The sequence below is a fragment of the Paraburkholderia atlantica genome (assembly GCF_000092885.1).
Classification (GTDB): Bacteria; Pseudomonadota; Gammaproteobacteria; order Burkholderiales; family Burkholderiaceae; genus Paraburkholderia; species Paraburkholderia atlantica.
In genome coordinates this window covers 1-23,278 of record NC_014117.1, presented here as the reverse complement: position 1 = coordinate 23,278, position 23,278 = coordinate 1, and the positions used below count along the sequence as shown (strand labels likewise).

Annotated in this window: 18 protein-coding genes and 1 tRNA gene; 4 read left to right on the top strand and 15 right to left on the bottom strand. The window is 62.2% G+C overall.

Features of this window, described 5'->3' with window-relative positions; translation table 11 throughout:
* Window positions 1-114 precede the first annotated feature (114 nt).
* Window positions 115-1,128, top strand: coding sequence for a D-2-hydroxyacid dehydrogenase family protein (locus tag BC1002_RS00105; RefSeq protein ID WP_013088040.1), 1,014 nt, complete (start codon window positions 115-117; stop codon window positions 1,126-1,128).
* 58 nt (window positions 1,129-1,186) lie between these two features.
* On the opposite strand, the gene BC1002_RS00100 is transcribed toward BC1002_RS00105, so the two are convergent.
* Both BC1002_RS00100 and BC1002_RS00095 read right to left on the bottom strand, forming a co-directional pair.
* Complete coding sequence (locus BC1002_RS00100; protein WP_013088039.1) at window positions 1,187-2,065, bottom strand: patatin-like phospholipase family protein; 879 nt, start codon at window positions 2,063-2,065, stop codon at window positions 1,187-1,189.
* A gap of 74 nt (window positions 2,066-2,139) precedes the next feature.
* Window positions 2,140-2,544: a PaaI family thioesterase gene (locus BC1002_RS00095; protein WP_013088038.1), complete on the bottom strand. Its 405-nt coding sequence runs from the start codon at window positions 2,542-2,544 to the stop codon at window positions 2,140-2,142.
* 202 nt (window positions 2,545-2,746) lie between these two features.
* Between BC1002_RS00095 and BC1002_RS00090 the strand changes: the two genes are divergently transcribed.
* Window positions 2,747-2,822, top strand: a tRNA-Lys gene (locus BC1002_RS00090).
* Between the two features lie 74 nt (window positions 2,823-2,896).
* Here BC1002_RS00090 and BC1002_RS00085 read toward each other — a convergent pair.
* A complete protein-coding gene (locus tag BC1002_RS00085; protein ID WP_013088037.1) occupies window positions 2,897-4,414 on the bottom strand; it encodes a sensor domain-containing diguanylate cyclase in 1,518 nt (505 codons plus the stop codon).
* Window positions 4,415-4,440: 26 nt separating this feature from the next.
* The gene (locus BC1002_RS00080) at window positions 4,441-4,722 is read right to left on the bottom strand and encodes a hypothetical protein (protein WP_041734235.1); all 282 of its coding nucleotides are present in this window, start codon (window positions 4,720-4,722) and stop codon (window positions 4,441-4,443) included.
* A 434-nt stretch (window positions 4,723-5,156) separates the two neighbouring features.
* Here BC1002_RS00080 and BC1002_RS00075 point away from each other — a divergent pair, with 434 nt between their 5' ends.
* Window positions 5,157-5,744: a LysE family translocator gene (locus BC1002_RS00075; protein ID WP_013088035.1), complete on the top strand. Its 588-nt coding sequence runs from the start codon at window positions 5,157-5,159 to the stop codon at window positions 5,742-5,744.
* A 49-nt stretch (window positions 5,745-5,793) separates the two neighbouring features.
* On the opposite strand, the gene BC1002_RS00070 is transcribed toward BC1002_RS00075, so the two are convergent.
* The 6 genes from BC1002_RS00070 to cadR all read right to left on the bottom strand — a co-directional run bounded on the left by BC1002_RS00070 (window position 5,794) and on the right by cadR (window position 11,345).
* Window positions 5,794-6,660, bottom strand: coding sequence for an AraC family transcriptional regulator (locus BC1002_RS00070; protein WP_013088034.1), 867 nt, complete (start codon window positions 6,658-6,660; stop codon window positions 5,794-5,796).
* A 141-nt stretch (window positions 6,661-6,801) separates the two neighbouring features.
* A complete protein-coding gene (locus BC1002_RS00065; protein WP_013088033.1) occupies window positions 6,802-7,596 on the bottom strand; it encodes an ABC transporter substrate-binding protein in 795 nt (264 codons plus the stop codon).
* 64 nt (window positions 7,597-7,660) lie between these two features.
* Window positions 7,661-8,815, bottom strand: a complete 1,155-nt coding sequence (locus BC1002_RS00060; protein ID WP_013088032.1) for a pyridoxal phosphate-dependent aminotransferase — start codon at window positions 8,813-8,815, stop codon at window positions 7,661-7,663.
* 345 nt (window positions 8,816-9,160) lie between these two features.
* Window positions 9,161-10,564: an ATP-dependent RNA helicase DbpA gene (gene dbpA, locus BC1002_RS00055; RefSeq protein ID WP_013088031.1), complete on the bottom strand. Its 1,404-nt coding sequence runs from the start codon at window positions 10,562-10,564 to the stop codon at window positions 9,161-9,163.
* A gap of 23 nt (window positions 10,565-10,587) precedes the next feature.
* Entirely contained in the window at window positions 10,588-10,788 is a 201-nt protein-coding gene (locus BC1002_RS00050; protein WP_013088030.1) for a hypothetical protein, read from the bottom strand.
* 125 nt (window positions 10,789-10,913) lie between these two features.
* Window positions 10,914-11,345 (bottom strand): Cd(II)/Pb(II)-responsive transcriptional regulator, encoded by a 432-nt coding sequence (cadR, locus tag BC1002_RS00045; protein ID WP_013088029.1) that lies wholly within the window; start codon window positions 11,343-11,345, stop codon window positions 10,914-10,916.
* Between the two features lie 81 nt (window positions 11,346-11,426).
* Here cadR and BC1002_RS00040 point away from each other — a divergent pair, with 81 nt between their 5' ends.
* Complete coding sequence (locus tag BC1002_RS00040; protein ID WP_013088028.1) at window positions 11,427-13,871, top strand: heavy metal translocating P-type ATPase; 2,445 nt, start codon at window positions 11,427-11,429, stop codon at window positions 13,869-13,871.
* Window positions 13,872-13,902: 31 nt separating this feature from the next.
* Here the strand turns inward: BC1002_RS00040 and eutC are convergent, their stop codons facing one another.
* The 5 genes from eutC to dnaA all read right to left on the bottom strand — a co-directional run bounded on the left by eutC (window position 13,903) and on the right by dnaA (window position 22,916).
* Window positions 13,903-14,694: an ethanolamine ammonia-lyase subunit EutC gene (gene eutC / locus BC1002_RS00035; RefSeq protein ID WP_013088027.1), complete on the bottom strand. Its 792-nt coding sequence runs from the start codon at window positions 14,692-14,694 to the stop codon at window positions 13,903-13,905.
* Window positions 14,691-16,085, bottom strand: a complete 1,395-nt coding sequence (locus BC1002_RS00030) for an ethanolamine ammonia-lyase subunit EutB (RefSeq protein WP_013088026.1) — start codon at window positions 16,083-16,085, stop codon at window positions 14,691-14,693. The genes eutC and BC1002_RS00030 overlap by 4 nt, the downstream gene beginning before the upstream one ends.
* A gap of 1,057 nt (window positions 16,086-17,142) precedes the next feature.
* Window positions 17,143-19,614, bottom strand: coding sequence for a DNA topoisomerase (ATP-hydrolyzing) subunit B (gyrB, locus tag BC1002_RS00020; protein WP_013088025.1), 2,472 nt, complete (start codon window positions 19,612-19,614; stop codon window positions 17,143-17,145).
* Window positions 19,615-19,728: 114 nt separating this feature from the next.
* Window positions 19,729-20,832: a DNA polymerase III subunit beta gene (gene dnaN, locus BC1002_RS00015; RefSeq protein WP_013088024.1), complete on the bottom strand. Its 1,104-nt coding sequence runs from the start codon at window positions 20,830-20,832 to the stop codon at window positions 19,729-19,731.
* 485 nt (window positions 20,833-21,317) lie between these two features.
* Window positions 21,318-22,916, bottom strand: coding sequence for a chromosomal replication initiator protein DnaA (gene dnaA / locus BC1002_RS00005; protein WP_013088023.1), 1,599 nt, complete (start codon window positions 22,914-22,916; stop codon window positions 21,318-21,320).
* Window positions 22,917-23,278: the final 362 nt, after the last annotated feature.

Genomic DNA, 23,278 nt, shown 5'->3' with positions numbered 1-23,278 from the left:
GCAGCTTCTACGGTAGGGCATCTAGCCAGACCAACGTGTGAGCTAAGTCACATGCTGGGACAGTCAGCATAACATTCGGTTCGCACCACAGAGGTGCGGCGCAAATTACATACCATGAAGATTGCCATCCTCGACGATTACCAGGACGCCGTTCGCAAGCTCGACTGCTTTCAATTGCTGGCCGACCAGGAAGTCAAAGTATTCAACAATACCGTGCGCGGTCTCGGACAACTTGCGAGCCGTCTTGCGGAAGTCGACGCCCTCGTCCTGATCCGCGAACGTACCCGGATCACGTCGCAACTGCTCGATAAGCTGCCGCGTTTGCGCATGATCAGTCAGACCGGCAAAGTGGCGAGCCACATCGATCTGGCGGCCTGTACCGAGCGCGGCATTGCCGTGCTCGAGGGTACCGGTTCGCCGGTCGCGCCGGCCGAACTGACGTGGGCACTCATCATGGCCGCCCAACGTCGTATTCCGCAATACGTGGCAAACCTTAAGCAGGGTGCCTGGCAGCAGTCGGGGCTGAAGACGTCGGCGCTGCCGCCGAACTTCGGTTTAGGGCAAGTGTTGCGCGGCCAGACGCTGGGAATCTGGGGCTACGGCAAGATCGGCCGGCTGCTCGCTGGCTACGGCAAGGCGTTCGGTATGAACGTGCTGATCTGGGGCCGCGAGCATTCGCGCGAAGCCGCTAGCGCCGACGGCTACGGCGTCGCGGCGAGCCGTGAGGAACTATTCGAGACCAGCGATGTGCTGTCGCTGCATCTGCGTCTGCACGACGACACGCGTGGCATCGTCAAGCAGGACGATCTGATGCGCATGAAGCCGACCGCGCTGCTCGTGAACACGAGCCGCGCCGAGCTGCTCGAAGAGAATGCGCTGGTGAACGCGCTGTCGCACAATCGTCCGGGGATGGTCGCGATCGACGTCTACGAAAGCGAGCCGATTCTGCAGGGCTACAGCCTGCTGCGCATGGAAAACGTGATCTGCACGCCGCACATCGGCTATGTGGAGCGCGAGAGCTACGAGCTGTATTTTTCGGCGGCGTTCAAAAACATTCTCGCGTTCGACGCCGGCGATACCGCCAGTGTCGCGAATCCGGAGGCGTTGCAGGGCGGGCGTCGGCGGTGATTCGTGGGTGATGCGGCCGGCGGGTCGGGAGTGTCCCCACCCCGCCCGGCCGCATCGCTCACCGCGCTTCGTGCGCTCCCGCCTCCATCAACGCAGGGATGCGTTCAAGAAAGACCTCGCCATCGGCACGGCCAAGGTTATAGGCGTGCACCATTTGCGACGGACTCGTGTAATCCCAACTCGAAATCGGCACCTTGCGCGACGGCTGCACGTAAAGCCGTTGCTGCACGCCGTGCGGCACGACGAACATCTGCGGCCGCGGATAAAGACGCGTGACCATCACGAGCACGTTGCCGGGAGTATCGGCATCTAGCGCGCCGACCGGTACGTTATCGACCATGCCGCCGTCCAGCACCGGCCGGCCGTTGCGCCGCAGAACCGGCGTGAACGGCGGTGTGCTCGACGATTGCAGAATAAGGTCCGCCAACTCGTCGACGCTCACACAATCCTGCGCGCGCACGAATTCAGGATGAAAGCCGAGCGTCCGACCGAGCGTCGGATGCAGCGTCTTGCGTACATATTTTTCGATGTTGTATGCGACGAGCCCCGCCGCGACCGCGCTGCGAGCGCCAAGCCAGCGCGGCAGATGCGACACGCCGATGCGGATTTCCGGCGCCTGCGCGAGCCTGGAAAACTTGTCGCCGTAGATATCTAGCAGCGCCTGCCGGTAGATCCGGTAATGCGGGAACACCGACTCGCCGCGCAGCAGGTTGCCCCAGTAGGCGTTGCGCGTGTTATGGCGCAGCGCGTCCTCGTAATAGCGCATGACCCAGTCGGAATCGCCGCGCGTGTAAATCATGCACGCGGTTGCGGCGCCTGCCGAAATGCCGGTGATCACGCGCGGACGGATGTCGAGCCGCGGCTGCACGACGTCCCAGAAACCCGCCTGCCACCAGCAGCGGTTGCCGCCGCCGGCGAAAACGACCTGATCGAACATGCTGCTTTTCCTTGCTTTCCTTTGCTTTTGCTACGGGCGGATTGTGTTGCCGGCCGACTCCGGTCCGCCGGCATTCACTCGAGCAACGCGTAAGTCGTGGTGGCATGAACGGCCATGTTGCCGCCTTCGTCGAACAGTTCGACTTCGCCGAACACGAGATTGCGGCCCATGCGAAGCACGCGCGCCTTGATCAGCACATCGCCCTTGCGGACCGCACGCATGAAGCTGATGTTCAGCGACACTGTACTCATCGGCTTGAAGCCGCCGAGGGCGGCGGTGATGGCGACGACCATCGCCGTATCCGCGGCCGCCATGAACACCTGGCCGCTGATCATGCCGCCCGAGTGACGCCACTCGCCAGAGAACGGCAGACGCAGCGTGGCGCTTTCCTCGTCGACCTTGATCGGCGTCAGCGTCAGCGCTCGGACCCATGGCGCGAGAACTCGGTCGAGCAACTGGGTAATCTCTGTGTTATCCATGGGCATCCCCGGTCGAATACCGCGATGCTGCGTGCGGCGAAGTGTCCGCGACATGATACCGGCCGCGTTGGACGCGACGATGTTTTCTGAATGGCGGCTTTGTCGAGGGAACGCTCAAAGTTCGGGCGATGCGATCTTTTTAATAAAGCTGCGAATAGGGCTTGGCAATCTCGAAAAGATGCTGCATAATCTCGTTTCTGTTGGGGCGTTAGCTCAGTTGGTAGAGCAGCGGACTCTTAATCCGTAGGTCGAGTGTTCGAGTCACTCACGCCCCACCACCAGATTCAAGCAAAAAGCCCGGTCACCGCGACCGGGCTTTTTGCGTTCTGGGTGCTCAATCACGAGCACCCGGTCACCCAACTCGCATCTGCGCGACCATATTCCGGCCACCGGCCTTTGCCGAATACAACGCCTCATCGGCAGCCCGAACGACGGCGCCGACATCCATCGCCCGATCCGGCCGCGACATGGTCGCGCCGATGCTGACCGTCACCCGACCGAACTCGCAGCCCACGTGCGCGATGTCCAACTCGTCGATCGCCGCGCGGATTTTCTCGGCGACCACTTCGGCACCGGTCACGTCGGTATCCGGCAGCACCACGACGAACTCCTCGCCGCCGTATCGGCCGACGCAATCACCCGGCCGCTGGCTCACCCTACGGATGCAGCGCGCGACCGCGGTCAGCGCGACGTCGCCTGCCTGGTGGCCATACGTATCGTTGTAGGCTTTGAAGTGATCGATATCGACGAACAGCAGCGACAACACGCTGCCCGTACGGCGCGCGCGCAGCCATTCGCGGTCGAGCGTTTCGCACAGCGCGCGGCGATTGGGCAGGCCGGTGAGGCCGTCCGTGCCGGCAAGCCGTTCGAGTTCGTGCTCCACCCGCTGTCGACGCCGCAACTCGGCGCCGAGCCACGCCGCCAACACGATCACGCCGCCCCCCAGGATCAGCATCAGCGAACCAATCGTCAGCGCGCGCTTCCACCAGCCGGCGTAGATATCGGCAGTCGAATTGGCGACCAGGACGATCAGCGGCAATTGTGGAATCCGTCTGAACGAGTAGACGCGCTCGACGCCATCGAGCGGCGAAGACGCGATAAAACTGCGCTCGTCTTTCGCGAGCAGGCGCTGGAAGAACTCCGTCTTGCTGATATCGCTGCCCGTCAGGTTTCGATCGTCGGGCCGTCGCACGATGATCGTGCCGTCCGTTCTGATGATCGACACCGAGCCGTGCTGCCCGATCCGCAGGTCCGCGAACAGGCTCGCGAAATACTCCTGATCGATACCGAGCGCGACGATTCCCGCAAACGATCCATCCGGCCGCGACAGTCGCCGGCTCAGCGCTATGCTGCGCGAACCCGGTCTGAGTCTCGAGTTATACGGCGCGCTGACATAGAGTCCGAAATTCGGATCTTCGCGATGAATCCTGAAGTACTGGCGGTCCGACAGGTTTCCCCTACGGGGCACGTCGTTTTCCGAATCGATCACGACATTGCCTAGTCCGTCGAGCACCACCATCGCGCCGACGTATTGCCCGGTCGCCGCGCGATCGAACAGGATCTCGCGCCACAACCGTGGCGAATCGAGCACGCCCGGACGCCCGAGGCCGTCGGCGACGGCCTGCAGCGACAGCGAGTACAACTCGAAATTGCGCGCGATGTCGCGCTGGATGATCGTCGCGACATCGCGCGTCGAATCTAATGCACGCTCAATCGCATCCTCGCGGCTCTGATACAGCGTGTAGCCGCACAGCGCGAGCATTGCCAGCACCACGCCGCATCCCGCGACAATGACGCCATCGCGCGGCACCTGCCATCTGTGCGCCCGTGCGATCAGCACGCGAAACCGGCCCTTCCTTCTGTGGATCATGTGCTCTGCGTTTCCGACGGCGGGAGTCAGTTTGTCGAGGTGCTCACTACGCTTCCGGTTTGTTGGGACAAAACACCCAGCAGATAGCGAATCCTCCCGCTATCTTCGTCGGACAGATCGTTCAAATGCCAGCATTCGAGATCACGCAGGTTGTCGCGCAGTCGCTTGAACGAGCGCTGCGTCGCATCGACGATCGGCCAGACGTGCAGCAGATACGCGAGCGGAATCACGCATCTGCGCTCGCACCAGCCGTCGAATAACGCGAGACACAGCTCGTTCAATTCGTCCGCAATTTTCTGCCTGCTCACATGGGGACCCACATGCACTCCCTTTATCCATTCGACTGGTCGTTCCATTAGAAACGGACCGGCCTATTGATACTGATGCAAAGCATTCACCACGCGCTCGATGCATTAACTTCTTGCGCGTAAGTCGTTAAGCCCTGTATCGCTGGTTTTTCGAGATCTCGGCCTGTTTATCGGGCCGAATACTTGCGCGCCGCATAGGGACATATCATAACTATCGATAGGTACAATTTGCCGGATCATTCAAAAATTAATTTTTTCGGTAACGTTTGCGCGTAATTATTTCTAAAATCAAACGCGTGTTTGTTATCGAGTCACCGCGTCGCCGCATTATGTTTTGGTTTCGGATTGGGTAATTTCCTTCAATACATGCCCTTGCCCTCTCGTTACCGTTGAGCGTCGCAATCCATTCGCACACTCACGTTTCGAGGCATCCAATGACCGCATTACTCTCGATGGCCGCGTTCGCGCTCGCCAGTTCTATTTCTCCCGGCCCGGTCAACGTCGTCGCGCTGAGCGCCGGCGCGCAGCACGGACTCGCCGCGAGTCTGCGGCACGTCACTGGCGCGACGGTCGGCTTCACGTTGCTGCTTCTGTTGATCGGCCTCGGACTGCACGAATTGCTCGCGCGCTTTCCCGATCTGGTCGCGATCGTCAAATGGGCGGGCGTGGGCTTTCTGCTTTACTTGGCCTACAAGCTCACCATCGATAACGGCCAGCTCGGCGCGGACAAGCCGGCGCGCGGGCCGTCGTTCGCGCACGGGGCGGCGATGCAATGGCTCAATCCGAAGGCGTGGCTCGCGTCGCTGGCCGGCATGGGCGCGTATGCGGCAGGCGGCGACGGCGGGCTCGTCTGGCAATTCGCGGCGCTGTACTTCGTGATTTGCTATCTATCGATAGCGAGCTGGGCCTATGCCGGCACGTTCTTGCGCAGACATCTGCGTGAGGCGAAGCGGGTCCGCGTGTTCAATCGCGTGATGGCGGCGCTGCTCGCGCTCAGTGCGATGTATCTGCTCGTGGAATGACCCGAGTCGCGCCTGCTCGCCGATGCGGCTTCACCGCGCCGCGAAACGCTCAGCTGCGATATTGGCCCGGCGTCGCCGCCACCAGCCGCTTGAAGGTGCGCTGCAAGTGCGCCTGATCGGCGAAGCCGGCATCGAGCGCGACCTCGGCGATCAGCGCCCCGCGCCGCAGTTGCGCGCGACTGTACTGAATGCGTCGGTTGATCAGATATGCGTGCGGCGTCATACCATAGCGCAGCTTGAACGCGCGGATCAGATGTGAAGCGGACAGCCCGGCGGCTGAGCACACGTCGTCGAGTTTCAGCGCGCTCGTGCAGTTTTCGGCGATGTACTCCGCGGCGCGCGCGAGCTGGCCGCTCGCGGCGCGCTCGGGCAGTCCCGCCGGATTGAGCGTTTGCTGCACGTTGGAGAAGAAAGTGATGGCTGCGCTTTCCTTGCGCAGCGTGTCGATGTCGTCGTCGTTGCTGGTGAGAATCGCGCACAGCCGGTTCAGGCCGTCGAACAACGCGGCGTCGAGCGTCATGATTTGCGAAAACGCCCGGAACGCATGGTTCTCGTTGAAGCCCAGCTCGTGCTGCAGTTTGGTGAACCACGCAACGTCGACGTGCAGCATCCGATACGACCAGCGCTCGCCGGCAACCGGATTGCACGCGTGCACATCATCGGGGTTCATCATCACGACGGCGCCCGCGCCGATCCATTCTCGCGCGTGGCGGTTCAGATACACGCTGCGGCCACCCGTCACCGCGCCGATCGAAAACGTTTCGTGCGAATGTTTGGCGTAGCAGACCTTGCGGCCATCGTCGATGGAGCGCGCTTCGATGAACGGTAGCGCGTCGCTGCGCCAGAAGCGTGGAGTCTCTGCGCCTTTCGCGCGCGCGGTGTTCGCAGCGCCTGCCGCTTCGATCTTCTCGCTCATGCGCGCTCTCCGGTTGATCCGCCGCCTTCGCCGTTGTCTGCGACTTCGCGACGCCTACGTATCCTAGCCGTCAAACGCATGGCCAACAAGCGAGCGCGCGGCGCCGCTCACGAACGGCGCCGCCAGCCGACCACGACGCGATTACTTCGCGCTGACGTCGATATTGCCGAGGTATTTCGCGGCGAGCGTCTTCACCGTGCCATCGGCTTGCACCTTCGCGATCGCGGCGTTCAACTGATCGCGCAGCGCGGTATCGCCCTTGCGAATGCCGTATGCGATGCCGCTGCCGAGAATCTTGTCGTCACGCACCGGGTGACCGACGAACCCGTAACCCTTACCTTCGGGCTTCGACAGAAAACCCGTTTGACCGGCCGGCGCGAGCACCAGCGTGCCGTCGAGACGGCCCGCGGTGAGATCGGTATAGACCTGGTTCTGATCCTGATACGGCAGCACGGTCACGCCGGCCGGTTCCCAATGCACCTTCGCGAAGGTCTCCTGAATCGAGCCTTGCAGCACGCCGATGCGCTTGCCTTTCAGCGACTCAGGCGTCGGCTGCAGGCCGCTGTCGCTGCGCGCGATCAGCTGCGACGGCACGCGATAGACGACGGTCGTGAAATCGATCGCCTGGCGGCGCTGTTCGGTCGCGTTCATCGCCGAATTGATCGCGTCGAACTTGCGGCCCTGCAGCGCGGGAATCAGGCCGTCGAACGAGGTCTCGACCCACTTGCACGTCATATGCGCGGCCGCGCAGACCGCGTTGCCCACGTCGATATCGAGTCCTTGCAGTTCGCCGTTCGGTCCTTTCGATTCGAACGGCGGGTACTGCGCTTCGAGGCCGAAACGCAGCGTCGCGGTATCGGCGGCACTGGCGGCCGACCATGTGGCGAGCGACGCGCCGGCACAGGCCAGCGCCAACAAGCACTTGAGTAATTTCATAATGTCTCCCTTCTTGCTTCGAATACCTTGATCACTTCGATACCTGGAGTGTGCTCTTGCGCGCTCAGATTTCACACAGGCGCCGCGCGCCTTCGAGCAGCGTCGCGTCGTCCTTCGAGAAACTCAGGCGAATCAGCCCCGAATCCGTGCCATCGGTGTAGAACGCCGACAACGGAATCGTCGCGACGCGCGCGTCGCGGATCAGCCGCAGCACGAAATCGCTGTCGCTCTCATCGGAGAAGCCGCGGAACCGGGCGAGCATAAAGAAACTGCCTTCGCTCGGCAACAGCTCGAAGCGCGATTCGCGCAGCGCGCGAGTGAGCAGATCGCGTTTCTTCTGATAGAAGTCGGACAGGCCGAGGTAGCTGTCGCGATTGGCGAGCGCGTCGACGAACGCGTGTTGCATCGGCGTATCGGCGGAGAACACCATGAACTGATGGACCTTGCGGATTTCCTCCATCAGCGCGGCGGGCGCGAGGCAATAGCCGACGCGCCAGCCGGTCACGTGATACGACTTGCCGAACGACGACACGATCACGCTGCGCTCCGCGAGTTCGCGATGGCGCGCCATGCTCTGATGCTTCGCGCCGTCGAACACGACGTGCTCGTAGACCTCGTCGGACAGAATCACGATGTCGGTGCTGCGCGTGAGCGCCTTCAGCCGCTCGATATCGGCGTCGCCAAAAATCGTCGCGGTCGGATTGTGCGGCGTGTTGACGATGATCATGCGCGTCTTCGGCGTGATCGCGGCGGCGACTTCGTCCCAGTTCACGCGGAAGTGATCGAGCGACAGCTTGATCGCGACCGGCTTCGCGCCCTGCAGGCGCACGATCGGGGCGTAGCTGTCGAACGACGGCTCGAAGTAGATCACTTCGTCGCCCGGATGCACGAGCGCGCTGATCGTCGAATAGAGCCCTTCGCTCGCGCTCGCGAGTACGGTCACTTCGCTGGCCGGGTCGTAGCGCACGCCGTACAGCGTTTCGACCTTGTCGGCGAGCGCTTCGCGCAGCGCGCCGATGCCGGCCATCGGCGCGTACTGATTGTGGCCGGCGCGCATCGCTTGCGCGACGCCGTCGACGAGCTGCGGGTCCGGCGCGAAGTTCGGCGCGCCCTGCGACAGGTTCAACGCATCGTGTTTCGCGGCCAGTTGGCCGATCACGGTAAAGATGGTGGTGCCGACGTCCGGCAATTTCGAGCGGGCTTGCATGGCGCTCTGCATAAGACTTTCTCCCTTTCTTCAGCCGCGGGCGGCCGCACGAAACGGCGGCGGCGGGGCGTTCCTTCCAGTGGGGTGATTAGGCATCAGCCAAAGAATGCTCACAATCGAAACTTTGTCATGCGTGGCATGCATTTTCGTCATGGCTCGCGCGAAGCCGCCCGACGCGGGCCAAAGCAGGCGGGATCACGGTTTGCGGGAACGCGGGGGAGACTTCGGGGGCTGCGGGTAACTGCGTAGGTATGAAGGAATGTGATGCTATGCGGCCCGGTTGCGAAAACGGCCGCTAACGCGGCCGCTCTTTTTCGAGTTATCGGACTTTCAAGGAAAGCCGGCGCTTCGGGTGAATCAGGCTTCGTCCATCAAACGAACCTTGACCTTGCGCCCCTTCAGCTTGCCCGCGCTGAGCCGGCGCACCGCCTCGCGCGCGATGCTGCGCTCCACCGCAACATAGGTCGACATGTCGGTCACGTTGATCTTGCCGATCTGCGAGCCCGCGAAACCGGCGTCGCCGGTCAGCGCGCCGAGCACATCGCCGGGACGGATCTTGTCCTTGCGGCCGCCGAGGATCTGCAGCGTTTCCATCGGCGGCAGCAGCGGGTCGTTGCTGGCCGCCTTCAGCTCGGCCAGCTTGTGCCATTCCACGTCGCGCTTGTGCACCTGCTCGATCCCGCCGACACGCCCCATCTCGTCCATGCTCGCGAGACTGAGCGCCCAGCCTTCCTGGTCGGCGCGGCCCGTGCGGCCGATGCGGTGCGTGTGCACTTCCGGGTCCGGCGTCACGTCGACATTGATCACCGCTTCGAGTTGCGCGATGTCGAGGCCGCGCGCGGCGACGTCGGTCGCGACGAGCACCGAGCAGCTGCGGTTCGCGAACTGGATCAGCACCTGATCGCGCTCGCGCTGATCGAGTTCGCCGTGCAGCGCGAGCGCATGAAAGCCCTGCGCGCGCAGCACGTCGAGCAGATCGCGACACTGCTGCTTCGTGTTGCAGAACGCGATCGTGCTGACCGGACGATAGTGATTCAACAGCAGGCCGACCGCGTGCAGACGCTCGTCTTCGGTCACTTCGTAGAAGCGCTGACGGATCTTGCTGTCGTCGTGCCGCTCAGCGAGTTTGACTTCCTTCGGGTTGCGCAGGAATTGCTGGCTCAGCTTCGCGATGCCCTCCGGGTACGTCGCCGAAAACAGCAGCGTTTGCCGCTCCTTCGGGCATTGCCGCGCGACCTTCGCGATGTCGTCGAAGAAGCCCATGTCGAGCATGCGGTCGGCTTCGTCGAGGACCAGCGTGTTCAGCGCTTGCAGCACGAGCGTGCCGCGTTCGAGGTGATCCATGATGCGGCCCGGCGTGCCGACCACGACGTGCGCGCCGTGTTCGAGGCTTGCCGTCTGCGGACGCATCGGCGTTCCGCCGCACAAGGTCAGCACCTTGATGTTTTCTTCCGCGCGCGCGAGACGGCGGATTTCCTGCGTGACCTGATCGGCAAGTTCGCGCGTCGGACACAGCACCATTGCCTGCGTGTCGAATTTGCGCGCGTCGAGACGCGCGAGCAGCGCCAGCGAAAACGCCGCGGTCTTGCCGCTGCCGGTCTTCGCCTGGGCGATCAGATCATGGCCGCCGAGCGCGATCGGCAGACTGGCGGCCTGGATCGGCGTCATTTCGACGTAGCCGAGCTGCGTCAGATTCGCGAGCATCGCGGGCGGTAGCGGCAGTTCGCTGAATGCGGCGCCGGCGTGGGTGGGACTGTTCATAGTGTCGTCTGTAGGAATCGCGATTACTCGGCCATCGGGCCTTGATCCGGGCGGCCCGGCAGCTGCTCGTACAGCACCTCGCCGTCATCGCCGTCGAAACGCTCGACGTAATTGCGCGCGCCGCACAGCGGACAGCGGAACAGGAGCCCCTGACCTTCGTTCTTGATGACGACGTCGGATTGCTCCCACTGAGCGCTGCAGGACTGGTTTCTACAGGTGAACACGTTGATTCTCCAACTGGATTCGATGATCGAACGGCAAGGTCGCACGCGCGGCCTTGCCGTGTATGAGGTTGTTGCGCCGGCGCTGCGTCTTGTCGCGCTAGCGTCGTTCGAAGGCCGGCACGGCGTCAGCCGAGATGCGTATGCCGCGGACGCGGCACGGCCACATCCATGTCGGTCAGGCCGTGCACGATGCCGCAGTCTTCGACCGGATGCTCGCCGTGGCATTGGTCACGCAGCGTTGTCAGTTGCGCCTTCAGCTGCTGCAGTTCTTCGATACGCGTGTCGACGTGCGCGACGTGCTCGTCTATCAGCGCATGCATGCCGCCGCAGCCGTTCGCCGGCGCGTCGGTCAGACGCAGCAAGGCGCGGATTTCGTCGTGGGTCATGTCGAGCGCGCGGCAATTGCGGATGAAACGCAGGCGCTCGACATGCTTTGCCGTGTAACTGCGGTAATTGGCCTCGGTGCGCTCCGCCTCGGGCAGCAGGCGCTCTTTCTCGTAGAAACGGATGGTTTCCGTCGTGCAATGGGCGATTTTCGCCAGTTCGCCGATTTTCATGAACCCTTCCTCCACGCGGCCTTGACCTTGTAGTGGCTTCAAGGTGTTTACTAGACCACAAAACTCACGAGGAAGCCACCAATGCCTGACACCGACCGTATTGCCACCGATCGTTCGGAACTCGACGAAGCCTGTACGCACGGGGGTTGCGGCGACGTCGAGGCGCGGCACGACCATGCTGATGGCAGGGGCACGGGTGACGGGTGTGGACATGCGCATGGCGGTGAACATGCTTGTGGCGGCGACGCGGTCGGCGGTCATCGGCATGAAGGGCATGATCATCATGACGGTCATGATCATGTGCACGGCCATGCCCATGATCACGCTGCTGGCGCTTGCTGCGGCTCCTCCACCGGGTTCGCGCCGGCGTCGGTGCGGCTGCCGCCTTCCGAAGCTGTCGGCGGCGATCTGCGCACCGCAATGCGCATCCTGCAGATGGACTGCCCGACCGAGGAAGCGCTGATCCGCAAGAAGCTCGGCCGTATGCCCGCTGTGCGTAGCATGCACTTCAACCTGATGCAGCGCGTGCTGACCGTAGTCCATGCGCCGGAGGCGCTCGAATCGGTTCTCGCCGCGCTGCGTTCGCTCGACTTCACGCCCGAACTGGCAAGCGACGCCGGCAGCGGTGCCAACGCCAACGCGGCACCCCAACCGATTACGGACGCCACGCGCAAGCCATGGTGGCCCCTGATCGTCGCTGGCATCGTCGCGGGGGCCGCAGAAGCCGCTGGCTGGCTCGGCGCGCCCACCTGGGTCGTGGCGGCTATGGCGATCGTCGCCATCGTCTCGTGCGGCCTCACGACGTATCGCAAGGGCTGGCTCGCGCTGCGCAACGGCAATATGAACATCAACGCGCTGATGAGCATCGCCGTGACCGGCGCGGCGCTGCTCGGTCAGTGGCCCGAAGCGGCGATGGTGATGGTGCTGTTTACGATTGCCGAGCTGATCGAGGCGCGCTCGCTCGACCGCGCGCGCAACGCGATCGAAGGACTGATGCGGCTCGCACCCGAAGAAGCCAGCGCGCAGCAACCCGATGGCGCGTGGCAGCTCGTCCGCGTCGACGCGATCGTGCCAGGGACGCTCGTGCGCGTGAAACCGGGCGAGCGGATCGCGCTCGATGGCGAAATCGTCGCGGGCCGCTCGAGCGTCGATCAGGCGCCGATCACCGGCGAGAGCCTTCCTGTCGACAAAGCGACTGGCGACGCCGTGTTCGCCGGCACGATCAACCAGGCGGGCTCGTTCGAGTATCGCGTGACGGCGGCTGCCGGCAATACGACGCTCGCACGCATCATCCACGCAGTCGAGGAGGCGCAGGGCACGAAGGCGCCGACGCAGCGCTTCGTCGATGAATTCGCGCGCGTTTATACGCCGATCGTGTTCGCGATTGCGCTCGCCGTCGCTCTGGTCCCGCCGCTGGTGTTCGGTGGGGCGTGGCACGCGTGGGTGTACAAGGCGCTGGTGCTGCTCGTGATCGCGTGTCCGTGCGCGCTCGTGATTTCGACGCCGGTGACGATCGTCAGCGGACTCGCGGCAGCGGCGCGCAAGGGGATTTTGATCAAGGGCGGCGTTTATCTCGAACAGGGGCGCAAGCTGACCCGGCTCGCCCTCGATAAAACCGGGACCATTACGCATGGCAAGCCGGTGCAGACGGAATTTGCGGTGGTTGGCGATGAGGCCGACGCGCTCCGCTATCGCATGCTCGCGGCCAGCCTCGCCGGCCGCTCCGATCATCCTGTTTCGATGGCGATTGCTGCTGCCGCAAATGACGACCGCGTCGAACACCTGCACGTCGATGCGTTCGAAGCGATCGCTGGACGTGGCGTGCGCGGTGACATCGACGGTATCGGGTACTGGCTCGGCAATCATCGCCTGATCGAAGAACTGGGCCGCTGCTCGCCGCAACTCGAAGCCCGTCTCGATGCGCTCGAACTGCAGGGCAAAACCGTCGTGATTCTCGCCGACGCGCAGCGCGTGCTTGCGCTGTTTGCGGTGGCTGACACGGTGAAGGACACGAGCCGCGCCGCCGTCGCCGAATTGCGGCGGCTCGGCGTCGGCACCGCGATGCTGACCGGCGACAACCGTCACACCGCCGAGGCGATCGCGCGGCAGGTCGGCGTCGATGAAGCGCGCGGCGATCAGTTACCCGAGGACAAGCTCGATGCGGTCGCGCAATGGTCCAGTGATGGCGCGACGGTCGGCATGGTCGGCGACGGCATCAACGATGCGCCCGCGCTCGCACGCGCCGACATAGGCTTCGCGATGGGTGCGATGGGCACCGACACCGCGATCGAAACCGCCGACGTCGCGCTGATGGACGACGATCTCCGCAAGATTCCGGCGTTCATCCGGCTGTCGAAAGCGACGTATGCGGTGCTGGTGCAGAACATCTCGCTCGCGCTGGGCATCAAGAGCGTGTTTCTCGTGCTGACGTTGATGGGCTTCGGCACCATGTGGATGGCGGTGTTTGCCGATGTCGGTGCGAGCTTGCTGGTGGTGGGAAATGGGTTGAGGTTGTTGCGAAAGTGAGCGGGCGTGCGAGGTTGACGCTCGCTGCGTCCTACGTTGAACCGTCGCTCACTGCTGGGTGCGCCGGCACGCTCGCCAGTTGCTCCTCGCTGTCGTCTTTCAAACCCACTCCTGTGAGTGTCAGTTTTTTCGCCTGCGTAAGCAGGTAGTGCAGCTTGTGCGCGGCCTGCGGATAGCCGAGCCCTTCGGGGCGCACGTTCGAAATGCAGTTGCGCTGCGCGTCGCTGCAACCCACTTTCGGCGCGTAGGTCATGTAGATGCCGAGGCTATCGGGCGAACTCAAGCCCGGCCGCTCGCCGATCAGCATCACGACGATTTTCGCGTCGAGCAATTCGCCGATCTCGTCGCCGAGTGCAACGCGCGCCTGACGCGCGATCACTGCGGGACCGATGGTCCAATCCGCGAGCTTTGGATGTATAGCCTGCAGCAACGGTACAGCGTGCTTCGATGCGGCGAACGCCGATAGGCCATCACCGATCACGAAAAGCACATCGCTCGATTGCGTGGGCAGTTGCGCAAGCGTCGCACGGCTCTCATCCGACAGACGCCGCCCCAAATCAGGCCGCCTCAAATAATGCTCGCGATCCGGCGCGGCGCTATGCACGTCGAGTGTGTTGAAACCTTGTTCTTGTAATTGTGCGTGCAGCGCGTCCGCATCGAGCGGATGATGCACAGCGTCGCGTGCCTGCGCGTGCGCCAGATTGAACGCGAGCAATGGCGCGGTCGGCAGGCTGTTGCCCGCGCGGCCCAACGCGATGCGCGCCTGCGTAAACCGACGCAGCGCGTTCCACGGGTCCTTGTCGAGTGCGTCGTTCTCGCTCATGCGATCCCCATCCAGTCGCGCGCGCCTTCGAGCAGCGGTTGCCGCGCCGATGCGCCGATCAACGCGCCGCGTTCGTCGATGATCTGCATGGACTCCAGCCATTCCTCGAATTCAGGCGCGCGCCGTAAACCGAGCACGTCGCGCACGTACAGCGCATCGTGAAAGGACGTACTCTGATAGTTGAGCATCACGTCGTCCGCACCCGGCACGCCCATGATGAAATTGATGCCCGCGACGCCGAGCAGCGTCAGCAGATTGTCCATGTCGTCCTGATCCGCTTCGGCATGGTTCGTGTAGCAGATGTCGCAGCCCATCGGCACGCCGAGCAGCTTGCCGCAGAAATGATCCTCGAGACCCGCGCGTGTGATCTGCTTGCCGTCATACAGGTACTCGGGGCCGATGAATCCGACCACCGTGTTCACCAGAAACGGCTTGAACTTGCGCGCGACCGCGTAGGCGCGCGCCTCGCAGGTCTGCTGGTCGACGCCGAAATGCGCATCGGCCGACAGCGCACTGCCCTGCCCCGTTTCGAAGTACATGAGATTGCTGCCGACGGTGCCGCGTTTGAGCGACAACCCCGCGTCGTACGCTTCCTGCAGTACAGCGAGCGAGATGCCGAAGCTCGCGTTCGCTTTCTCGGTGCCGGCGATCGACTGGAACACCAGATCGACAGGCGCACCCTTTTCGATCGCGGCGATCGTGCTCGTTACGTGCGTGAGCACGCATGATTGCGTCGGGACCTGATAGCGCTGACGGAAGTCGTCGATCATCAGCAGCAGTTTTGTGATCGCGGCGAGGTTGTCGCTGGCGGGATTGATGCCGATTAGGGCGTCGCCGCAGCCGTACATCAGGCCGTCGAGCATCGAGGCGGCGATGCCTTTGACGTCGTCGGTTGGGTGGTTCGGTTGCAGGCGTACGGACATGCGGCCCGGTAAACCGACCGTGTTGCGAAAGCGGGTGATGACCGGGCGTTTACGGGAGGCGGCGATCAGGTCCTGGTTGCGCATCAGCTTCGACACCGCGGCGACCATTTCTGCTGTGAGGCCTTGGGTGATGCGGGTGAGTGCGTCGGTGTCGGTTGCGGTGCTGAGCAGCCAGTTGCGGAAGTCGCCTACGGTCAGATGGGAGATTTCGGCGAAGGCTTGGGGCGAGTGGTCGTCGATGATCAGGCGGGTGACTTCGTCGGATTCGTAGGGGATCAGCGGGTCGTTCAGGAACGTACGTAGCGGCACTTGGGCTAGCGCCATTTTGGCGGCGACTCGCTCTTCTTCGCTCGCTGCTGCAATGCCTGCGAGTTGGTCGCCCGAGCGTTGTGGGCTCGATTTGGCGAGCAGGGTCTTCAAATCGGCGAAGCGGTATGTGCGACTGCCGATGGACTCGGTGTAGCTCATGGTTGCGGCTCCATTGCTTCGCGCGGACGTGAAGAGGAATTGGAACGGCGGTTAGATGCTGCGGGTTGCTTGCTGCTTGCTGCTGGTGGTGTGTATTACACGATAGCGCCAAATTGGGGCAGCGTCACGTTGCGGGGTTTGCGGTGTTTACCGGTGCTGCGCGTTTGGCACTCGCGCTCACGCGCGTGCGCATTTCGCGGTCAACAGGCGCTTAATCCGCGTGTCGCGGACCGCGTTAAGTCCACAGGTTTTGGTAAACGGCCGACACGCCCCGACGTGATACTTTGTTCGCATCCTCTCGCGCCAATTTTCTGCGGTCTAGCCTGTCATGTGCGAATCAGATCATCGGGCTCGATACGAAACGCGGTTCGCACGCGTGCTCGACCATATCTACGATCACCTCGACGAACCGCTGGATATCGGATGGCTTGCAGAGATTGTCCGTTTGCCACCGTATCACTGGCACCGGATTTATCAGGCTATGTGTGGCGAGACGGTCACGACGACCGTGCGGCATTTACGGTTGCATCGCGGAGCGGATTTCTTGCGAATGGGGGGTTCTCTGCTCCTGCTTGTGGGGATGTTGCTGTTGTTGTGCGCGTATACGTTGCGCGGGCTCTGGCTTGCTTCTCCGGTTTTATAGTCTTCGTATATGTATATGTAGTAATAGTTAACAAGCGGCGCATTCGGCTGTGGATAACTTGGAAGTTCGTTTACGGATCAACGCGCTGCGGAATTGATAACCCTCGGGAGCGCGGGCGGACAGGTTAACGGAGCGAGGGACAATTTTTTGTCGGCGTGTAAACGTTGCGCATTTATCAAGATTTCGCCCACAGCGTGTTCGGCTGCTTTTACAAAGGTTTTCCAGAGCCGGGTGTGGATAAGTTGCGCTCGATTGTCGGGGTCACAATGCTTACTGGAAAATAAGTTGTTGCAATTGTGACCTTTGCGTCTGCAACGGGCTCCGTCGCCATGAGGCAGTTGTATAGGTCAGTTCCGCTTCATACGGAGACGATCTATTTACGAAAACGGGCTATGTGGCTATCTACACCAACCCTCAAACATCAATATTCCCCGCCCTCAACGCATTAGACTCAATGAAAGCCCTACGCGGCTCCACATCATCACCCATGAGAGTAGTAAAGATGCCATCAGCAGCAATCGCATCCTCAATCTGCACCCGAAGAAGACGCCGCACTTGCGGATCCATGGTCGTCTCCCAAAGCTGCTCAGGATTCATCTCACCGAGGCCCTTATAGCGCTGCTTGGACATATTCCGCTCAGCATCAGCCAGCAACCACTTCATTGCACTCTTGAAGTCGGTGACAGCCATACTCCGCTCCCCACGCTTGATCACAGCACCCGCACCGATCAAGCCTTTGAACGTATTAGCGGTATTAACAAGCTGCTGATAATCCGCAGTCAACTGAAACTCTTCGTCGATCACGGAAATCTTCTGATTCCCATGATGCGTCCGCGCGACGCGCAGAGACCGCAGTTCCCGCACAGGGTCATACATCGTGCTCACGGTCACATCAGGCTTCAGCGCATCATCTCGCAGCTTGGCTTCGAGCGCGCGAGCCGAAGCCTCGGCCGCCTGCTCGCTGGAGAGATCGACAGCGACGCCATCCATCACCGCCTCGAGTGCCCCAGCGTCATACAGCCGGCTCAAACGATCGACCACCGCCTGTGCCAACAGATAAGACCGAGCCAACTCACCGAGTGCATCCCCAGTAATCGGTGTCGCACCTTCGGAGGCCACCAGCTCCGACCCTTGCAACGCGAGCCGAAGAATATGAGCATTAACTTCCGACTCATCCTTCAGATACCGCTCGTCCTTCCCCGCCTTGATCTTGTACAGCGGCGGCTGCGCAATATAGATATACCCGCGCTCGATCATCTCCGGCATCTGCCGATAGAAGAACGTCAGCAACAGCGTCCGAATGTGCGCACCGTCCACGTCAGCATCGGTCATGATGATAATGCGGTGATAACGCAGCTTGTCGAGGTTGTAGTCTTCCTTGCCGATCCCGCACCCGAGCGCCGTAATCAGCGTAACGATCTGCTCGGAAGACAGCAGCTTGTCATAACGCGCCTTCTCGACGTTCAGCACCTTACCGCGCAGCGGCAAGATGGCCTGAAACTTCCGATCCCGGCCCTGCTTCGCCGATCCACCCGCCGAGTCACCCTCGACGATATAAATCTCCGACTTCGCCGGATCCTTCTCCTGGCAATCCGCGAGCTTCCCAGGCAAACCAACGCCATCGAGCACGCCCTTACGACGCGTCATCTCACGTGCCTTGCGCGCCGCGTCGCGCGCACGCGCCGCATCGACGATCTTGCCGCAGATGATCTTCGCGTCGCCCGGCGTTTCGAGCAGGAATTCCTCGAGCGCCTTCGCGACCACTTCTTCCACCGGCGCGCGCACTTCCGACGACACCAGCTTGTCCTTCGTCTGCGAGCTGAACTTCGGCTCCGGCACCTTCACCGACAACACGCACGACAGCCCTTCACGCATGTCGTCGCCCGAGGTTTCGACCTTCGCCTTCTTCGCGACCTCATGATCGGCGATGTACTTGTTCAGCACGCGCGTCATCGCCGCACGCAGCCCCGTAAGGTGCGTGCCGCCGTCGCGCTGTGGAATGTTGTTCGTGAAGCACAGCACGTTTTCGTTGTAGCTGTCGTTCCACTGCATCGCCACTTCGACGCCCACACCATCCTTTTCACCCATGATGTGGAAGATGTTCGGGTGCAGTACGGACTTGTTCTTGTTGATGTACTCGACAAAACCCTTCACGCCGCCGACGAACGCGAAATCTTCCTCTTTGCCCGAGCGCTGATCCAGCAATCGAATCCGCACGCCGTTATTGAGGAACGACAGTTCGCGAATCCGCTTGGCGAGAATGTCGTAGTGATATTCGACGTTGCCGAAGATCGTCTCATCGGCCATGAAATGCACTTCGGTGCCGCGGTTTTCGGTGTCGCCGATCACCGGCATCGGCGACGTGACCACGCCGTCGATTTCCTCGAGCACGCGGTTCTGCGGCACGCCACGATGGAATTCCATGAAGTGCTTCTTGCCGTCGCGGCGCACCGTCAGGCGCAGCCACGCCGACAGCGCGTTCACGCACGACACGCCCACGCCGTGCAGGCCGCCCGACACCTTATAGCTGTTCTGGTCGAACTTGCCGCCGGCGTGCAGCTCGGTCATCACGATTTCGGCGGCGCTGCGCTTCGGATCGTGCTTGTCGTCCATCTTCAGGCCGGTCGGCACGCCGCGGCCGTTGTCGGTGATCGACACGGAGTTGTCCGCGTGGATGATCACCTGAATGTCGTTGCAATGCCCGGCGAGCGCTTCGTCGATCGAGTTGTCGAGCACTTCGAACACGAGGTGATGCAGACCGGTGCCATCCGATGTATCCCCGATGTACATTCCAGGCCGCTTGCGCACGGCTTCCAGACCTTCGAGGATCTGGATGGACGAGGCGCCGTAGCTGTTATCGGGCTGCGTATTGTTCATGTCAGTCATGGATTTTTTCCGGTTCTGCGTTACTGCGAGATTGCTGCTCTGGACTTTTCAAAACGCCATAAAAACGCCAAAGGGGCGCTGCGCCCCTTGGTGTTCTTCTTGATGTTGGACGCGTCAGATGCGCATCGGCATCACCACGTACTTGAATTCGTCGTTCTCGGGAATCGTGATCAACGCGCTGGAGCTGGCATCACCCAGGCTCACCTGCAACATGTCGACCTTCAGGTTCGCAAGCACGTCGAGCAGATACGTGACGTTGAACCCGATATCGACGCTGTCGCCGTCGTATGCGATTTCCAGTTCTTCCTGTGCCTCTTCCTGATCGGCGTTGGTCGACATGATCTTCAACTGGCCCGGCTCGACGATGCAGCGCACGCCCTTGAACTTATCCGACGTCAGAATCGCCGCGCGTTGCAGCGAGCGTTGCAGTTCTTCACGGCCGATCTGGAATTTGTTCTTGTGCGACTTCGGAATCACGCGCTGGAAGTCGGGGAACTTGCCTTCCACGAGCTTCGACACGAGTTCGACCTGGCCGAACGTGAACTTGACCTGCGTCTGCGCGATGTCGATGTTCAGCGTGTCGTCGATGTCTTCGAGCAGGCGCTGCAGCTCGAGAATCGTCTTGCGCGGAATGATCACTTCCTGGCGCGCGAACGAGCCCTCGATCTTCATCGACGAGAACGCGAGACGGTGGCCGTCCGTTGCGACCGCCATCAGCTGGTCGCCGTCCACCACCAGCAACATGCCGTTCAGGTAGTAGCGGATGTCCTGCTGGGCCATCGAGAAATGGACCATGCCGAGCAGCTGGCGGAAGGTCTTTTGCGGAACCACGAGGCTCGCGCCGTAGTCTTTAGCCTGAGCAACGGTCGGGAATTCGTCCGCCGCGAGCGTTTGCAGCGCAAAGCGGCTCTTGCCGGATTGCACGGTCAGGCGCTTGTCATTCAGCGTCAGCGTGACCTGGCCGTCGGGCATCGCGCGCAGAATGTCGAGGAGCTTGCGCGCCGCCACCGTGGTCGCGACCGAATCGCCGCCGACGCCGAAATCGGCGCGCGTGGTGATCTGCAACTCGAGGTCGGTCGACAGGAACGATACGTCAGGACCGTTCTTGGTGATCAGCAAATTGGCGAGGATCGGCAACGTATGGCGGCGTTCGACGATGCCGCTCACGGTTTGCAGCGGCCTGAGGAGGTTGTCGCGTTCGGTCTTGACCAGTTGCATAGGGTTCCTTCGTTGATATAACGGCCTGCACGCCTTACGGGACAAGCATTTCAGCGTGCAGCCACGGCTCCCCGCCGGCGCCATGAAAAGCGCCCGACACGGCGTGAAATCCGCCCGTCGCCGCCGGGCGGTTAAACCTGTATTGTGCCTGAAAACGGGACCGCCTCACTAAAATGGGGGCGAGTTCGGGAATAAACAGGTCGATTTTGCGGGGCGTGGTCCGGGTTGCCGATGGTCTCTCACGCCGCTGCCCGGTGCTACCGGTTCGCGGGCGCGTTTTTCCGCCACTTCGGGCCCGTTGCGTCGCAGATTCGTCACGGGTTCGCCGCCTTTGCGTCGCTGTGGCTCGTTTACCGTCGCGTTCCTTTTCATTCCCCGCCAGGACCCGGCTGCGCCGCCGGGTTGTTGGTCCCCTGCCCGTTTCTCTACTTCGCACCGATTCCTGCCGCCCACGTCCGTTTCACGGTCGCGTGTGGCCAGCTCGTTTAGCCCTTCAGCGTCTGTTCCAGCACGTGCAGTTCGTGGTTCAACTGCGCGTCCTTGCTGCGCTCGTCGGCGATCTTGCGCACCGCGTGCAGTACCGTCGTGTGGTCGCGCCCGCCGAACAGCTCACCGATTTCCGGCAGGCTCTTCTGCGTCAGTTCCTTCGCCAGGTACATCGCGATCTGCCGCGGCCGCGCGATGTTCGCCGGACGCTTCTTCGAATACATGTCCGCGACCTTGATGCTGTAAAAGTCGGCGACCGTCTTCTGGATGTTTTCCACCGAAATCTGCCGGTTCTGCACCGTCAGCAGATCTTTCAGCGCTTCCTTGGTCAGTTCGATCGTAATTTCGCGGCCGTGGAACTTCGAATACGCGAGGATCTTGCGAAGCGCGCCCTCGAGCTCGCGCACGTTCGAGCGCAGATGCTTCGCGACGAAGAACGCCACGTCCTCGTTCAGGCTCACGAACTCCGATTGCGCCTTGCGCATCAGAATCGCGACGCGCATTTCGAGTTCGGGCGGCTCGATCGCCACCGTCAGGCCGGAGTCGAAGCGCGAGATCAGGCGATCGTCGATACCCGAAATTTCCTTCGGATATGTATCGCTCGTGATGATCACCTGCGCCTTGTTTGCGACCAGCGCCTCGAACGCGTAGAAGAATTCCTCTTGCGTGCGCGACTTGCCCGAAAAGAACTGAATATCGTCGATCAGCAGCAGGTCGAGCGAGTGGTAGTAGCGCTTGAAGTCGTCGAACGCCTTGCGCTGGTACGCCTTCACGACATCGGACACGTACTGTTCAGCGTGAATGTAGCGAATCCGCGCGCCGGGTTTGTCCATCAGCAACTGGTTGCCGATCGCGTGGATCAGGTGGGTCTTGCCGAGGCCGACGCCACCGTACAGGAACAGCGGGTTATACGAGATGCCGGGGTTGTCGGCGACCTGGATCGCCGCGGCACGTGCGAGCTGATTCGCCTTACCGGTCACGAAGTTGTCGAAGGTCAGGACGGGGTTCAGCTTCGAGCGCTCGTACATCGAGTCGCTTTCGCTGGTTGCCGCCGCGCCCGCGCCCTGGCCGGGCCGCCACGTGCGGCGCCCAGCGGCAGCTTCGTTTGCGTCGAGGCTCGGCAGATCGAGGTCGGCGGCGTCTTCGGCGGCGCTGCGCGGATTCGCGCTTTGCGCGGCGAGCGCCGCTGCCGCGGCCGCAGGATTCGCGCGCGCGGCATGCGCGGCCTGCACGGCGCCGACAGCGGCATCCACGGCTGCGACGCCGCCGGCATTACCGCCTTGCGGCGCGGTCGAAGCCGGGCGCGCCGACGACGGAGCCGGCGCTGCGGCCGCCGGGCCGCGCATACCGGCCTTCGGGTCCAGTACGAATTGCACGTCCACCGGCGCGTGCCAGAAATCGCGGGCCATATCCGCGATGCGGCCGGAGAACTGGCTCTTGACCCAGTCGAGCTTGAAGCGGTTCGGCGCGGCAATGCTCAACGTGTTCGCATCGGCGTCGAAGGCGACCGGGGCCAAGGGTTTGATCCACGTCACGTACTGCTGGGGCGTAAGCTCACGCTCCAGCAATGCGGAACAGTGTTGCCAGAATTCGTTCATCAAGTTGCTATCGTTATGGTGTGCACGGCGGTCGCCGCTGCCCCTGTCGCGCGCGCGCAACAAGGCCCTGAGCAGCCAGGCGTAACGGCCCCAGGCGCTTGTGCCACAAGGGTCTGCGGGACAAGCGTGCCGGAGCGACGTGCAACATTTTTGGGAAGTAAGGCGAGATTCTAACGCCAAAACGGAGCCGAAAGTGAGTTATCCACAGGGACCGATCACATCGCCCGGGAAACGTCGGCTGCGTCAGAAGCGGGCTAAACTATTGACGGCCAACGGAAAACCGGTTTAAATAGCGGGTTCCGCGAAAACCAATTCCAGTAAACCACCGGCCATTGCGCTTTCAGCGATGATCGCGCGGTTTT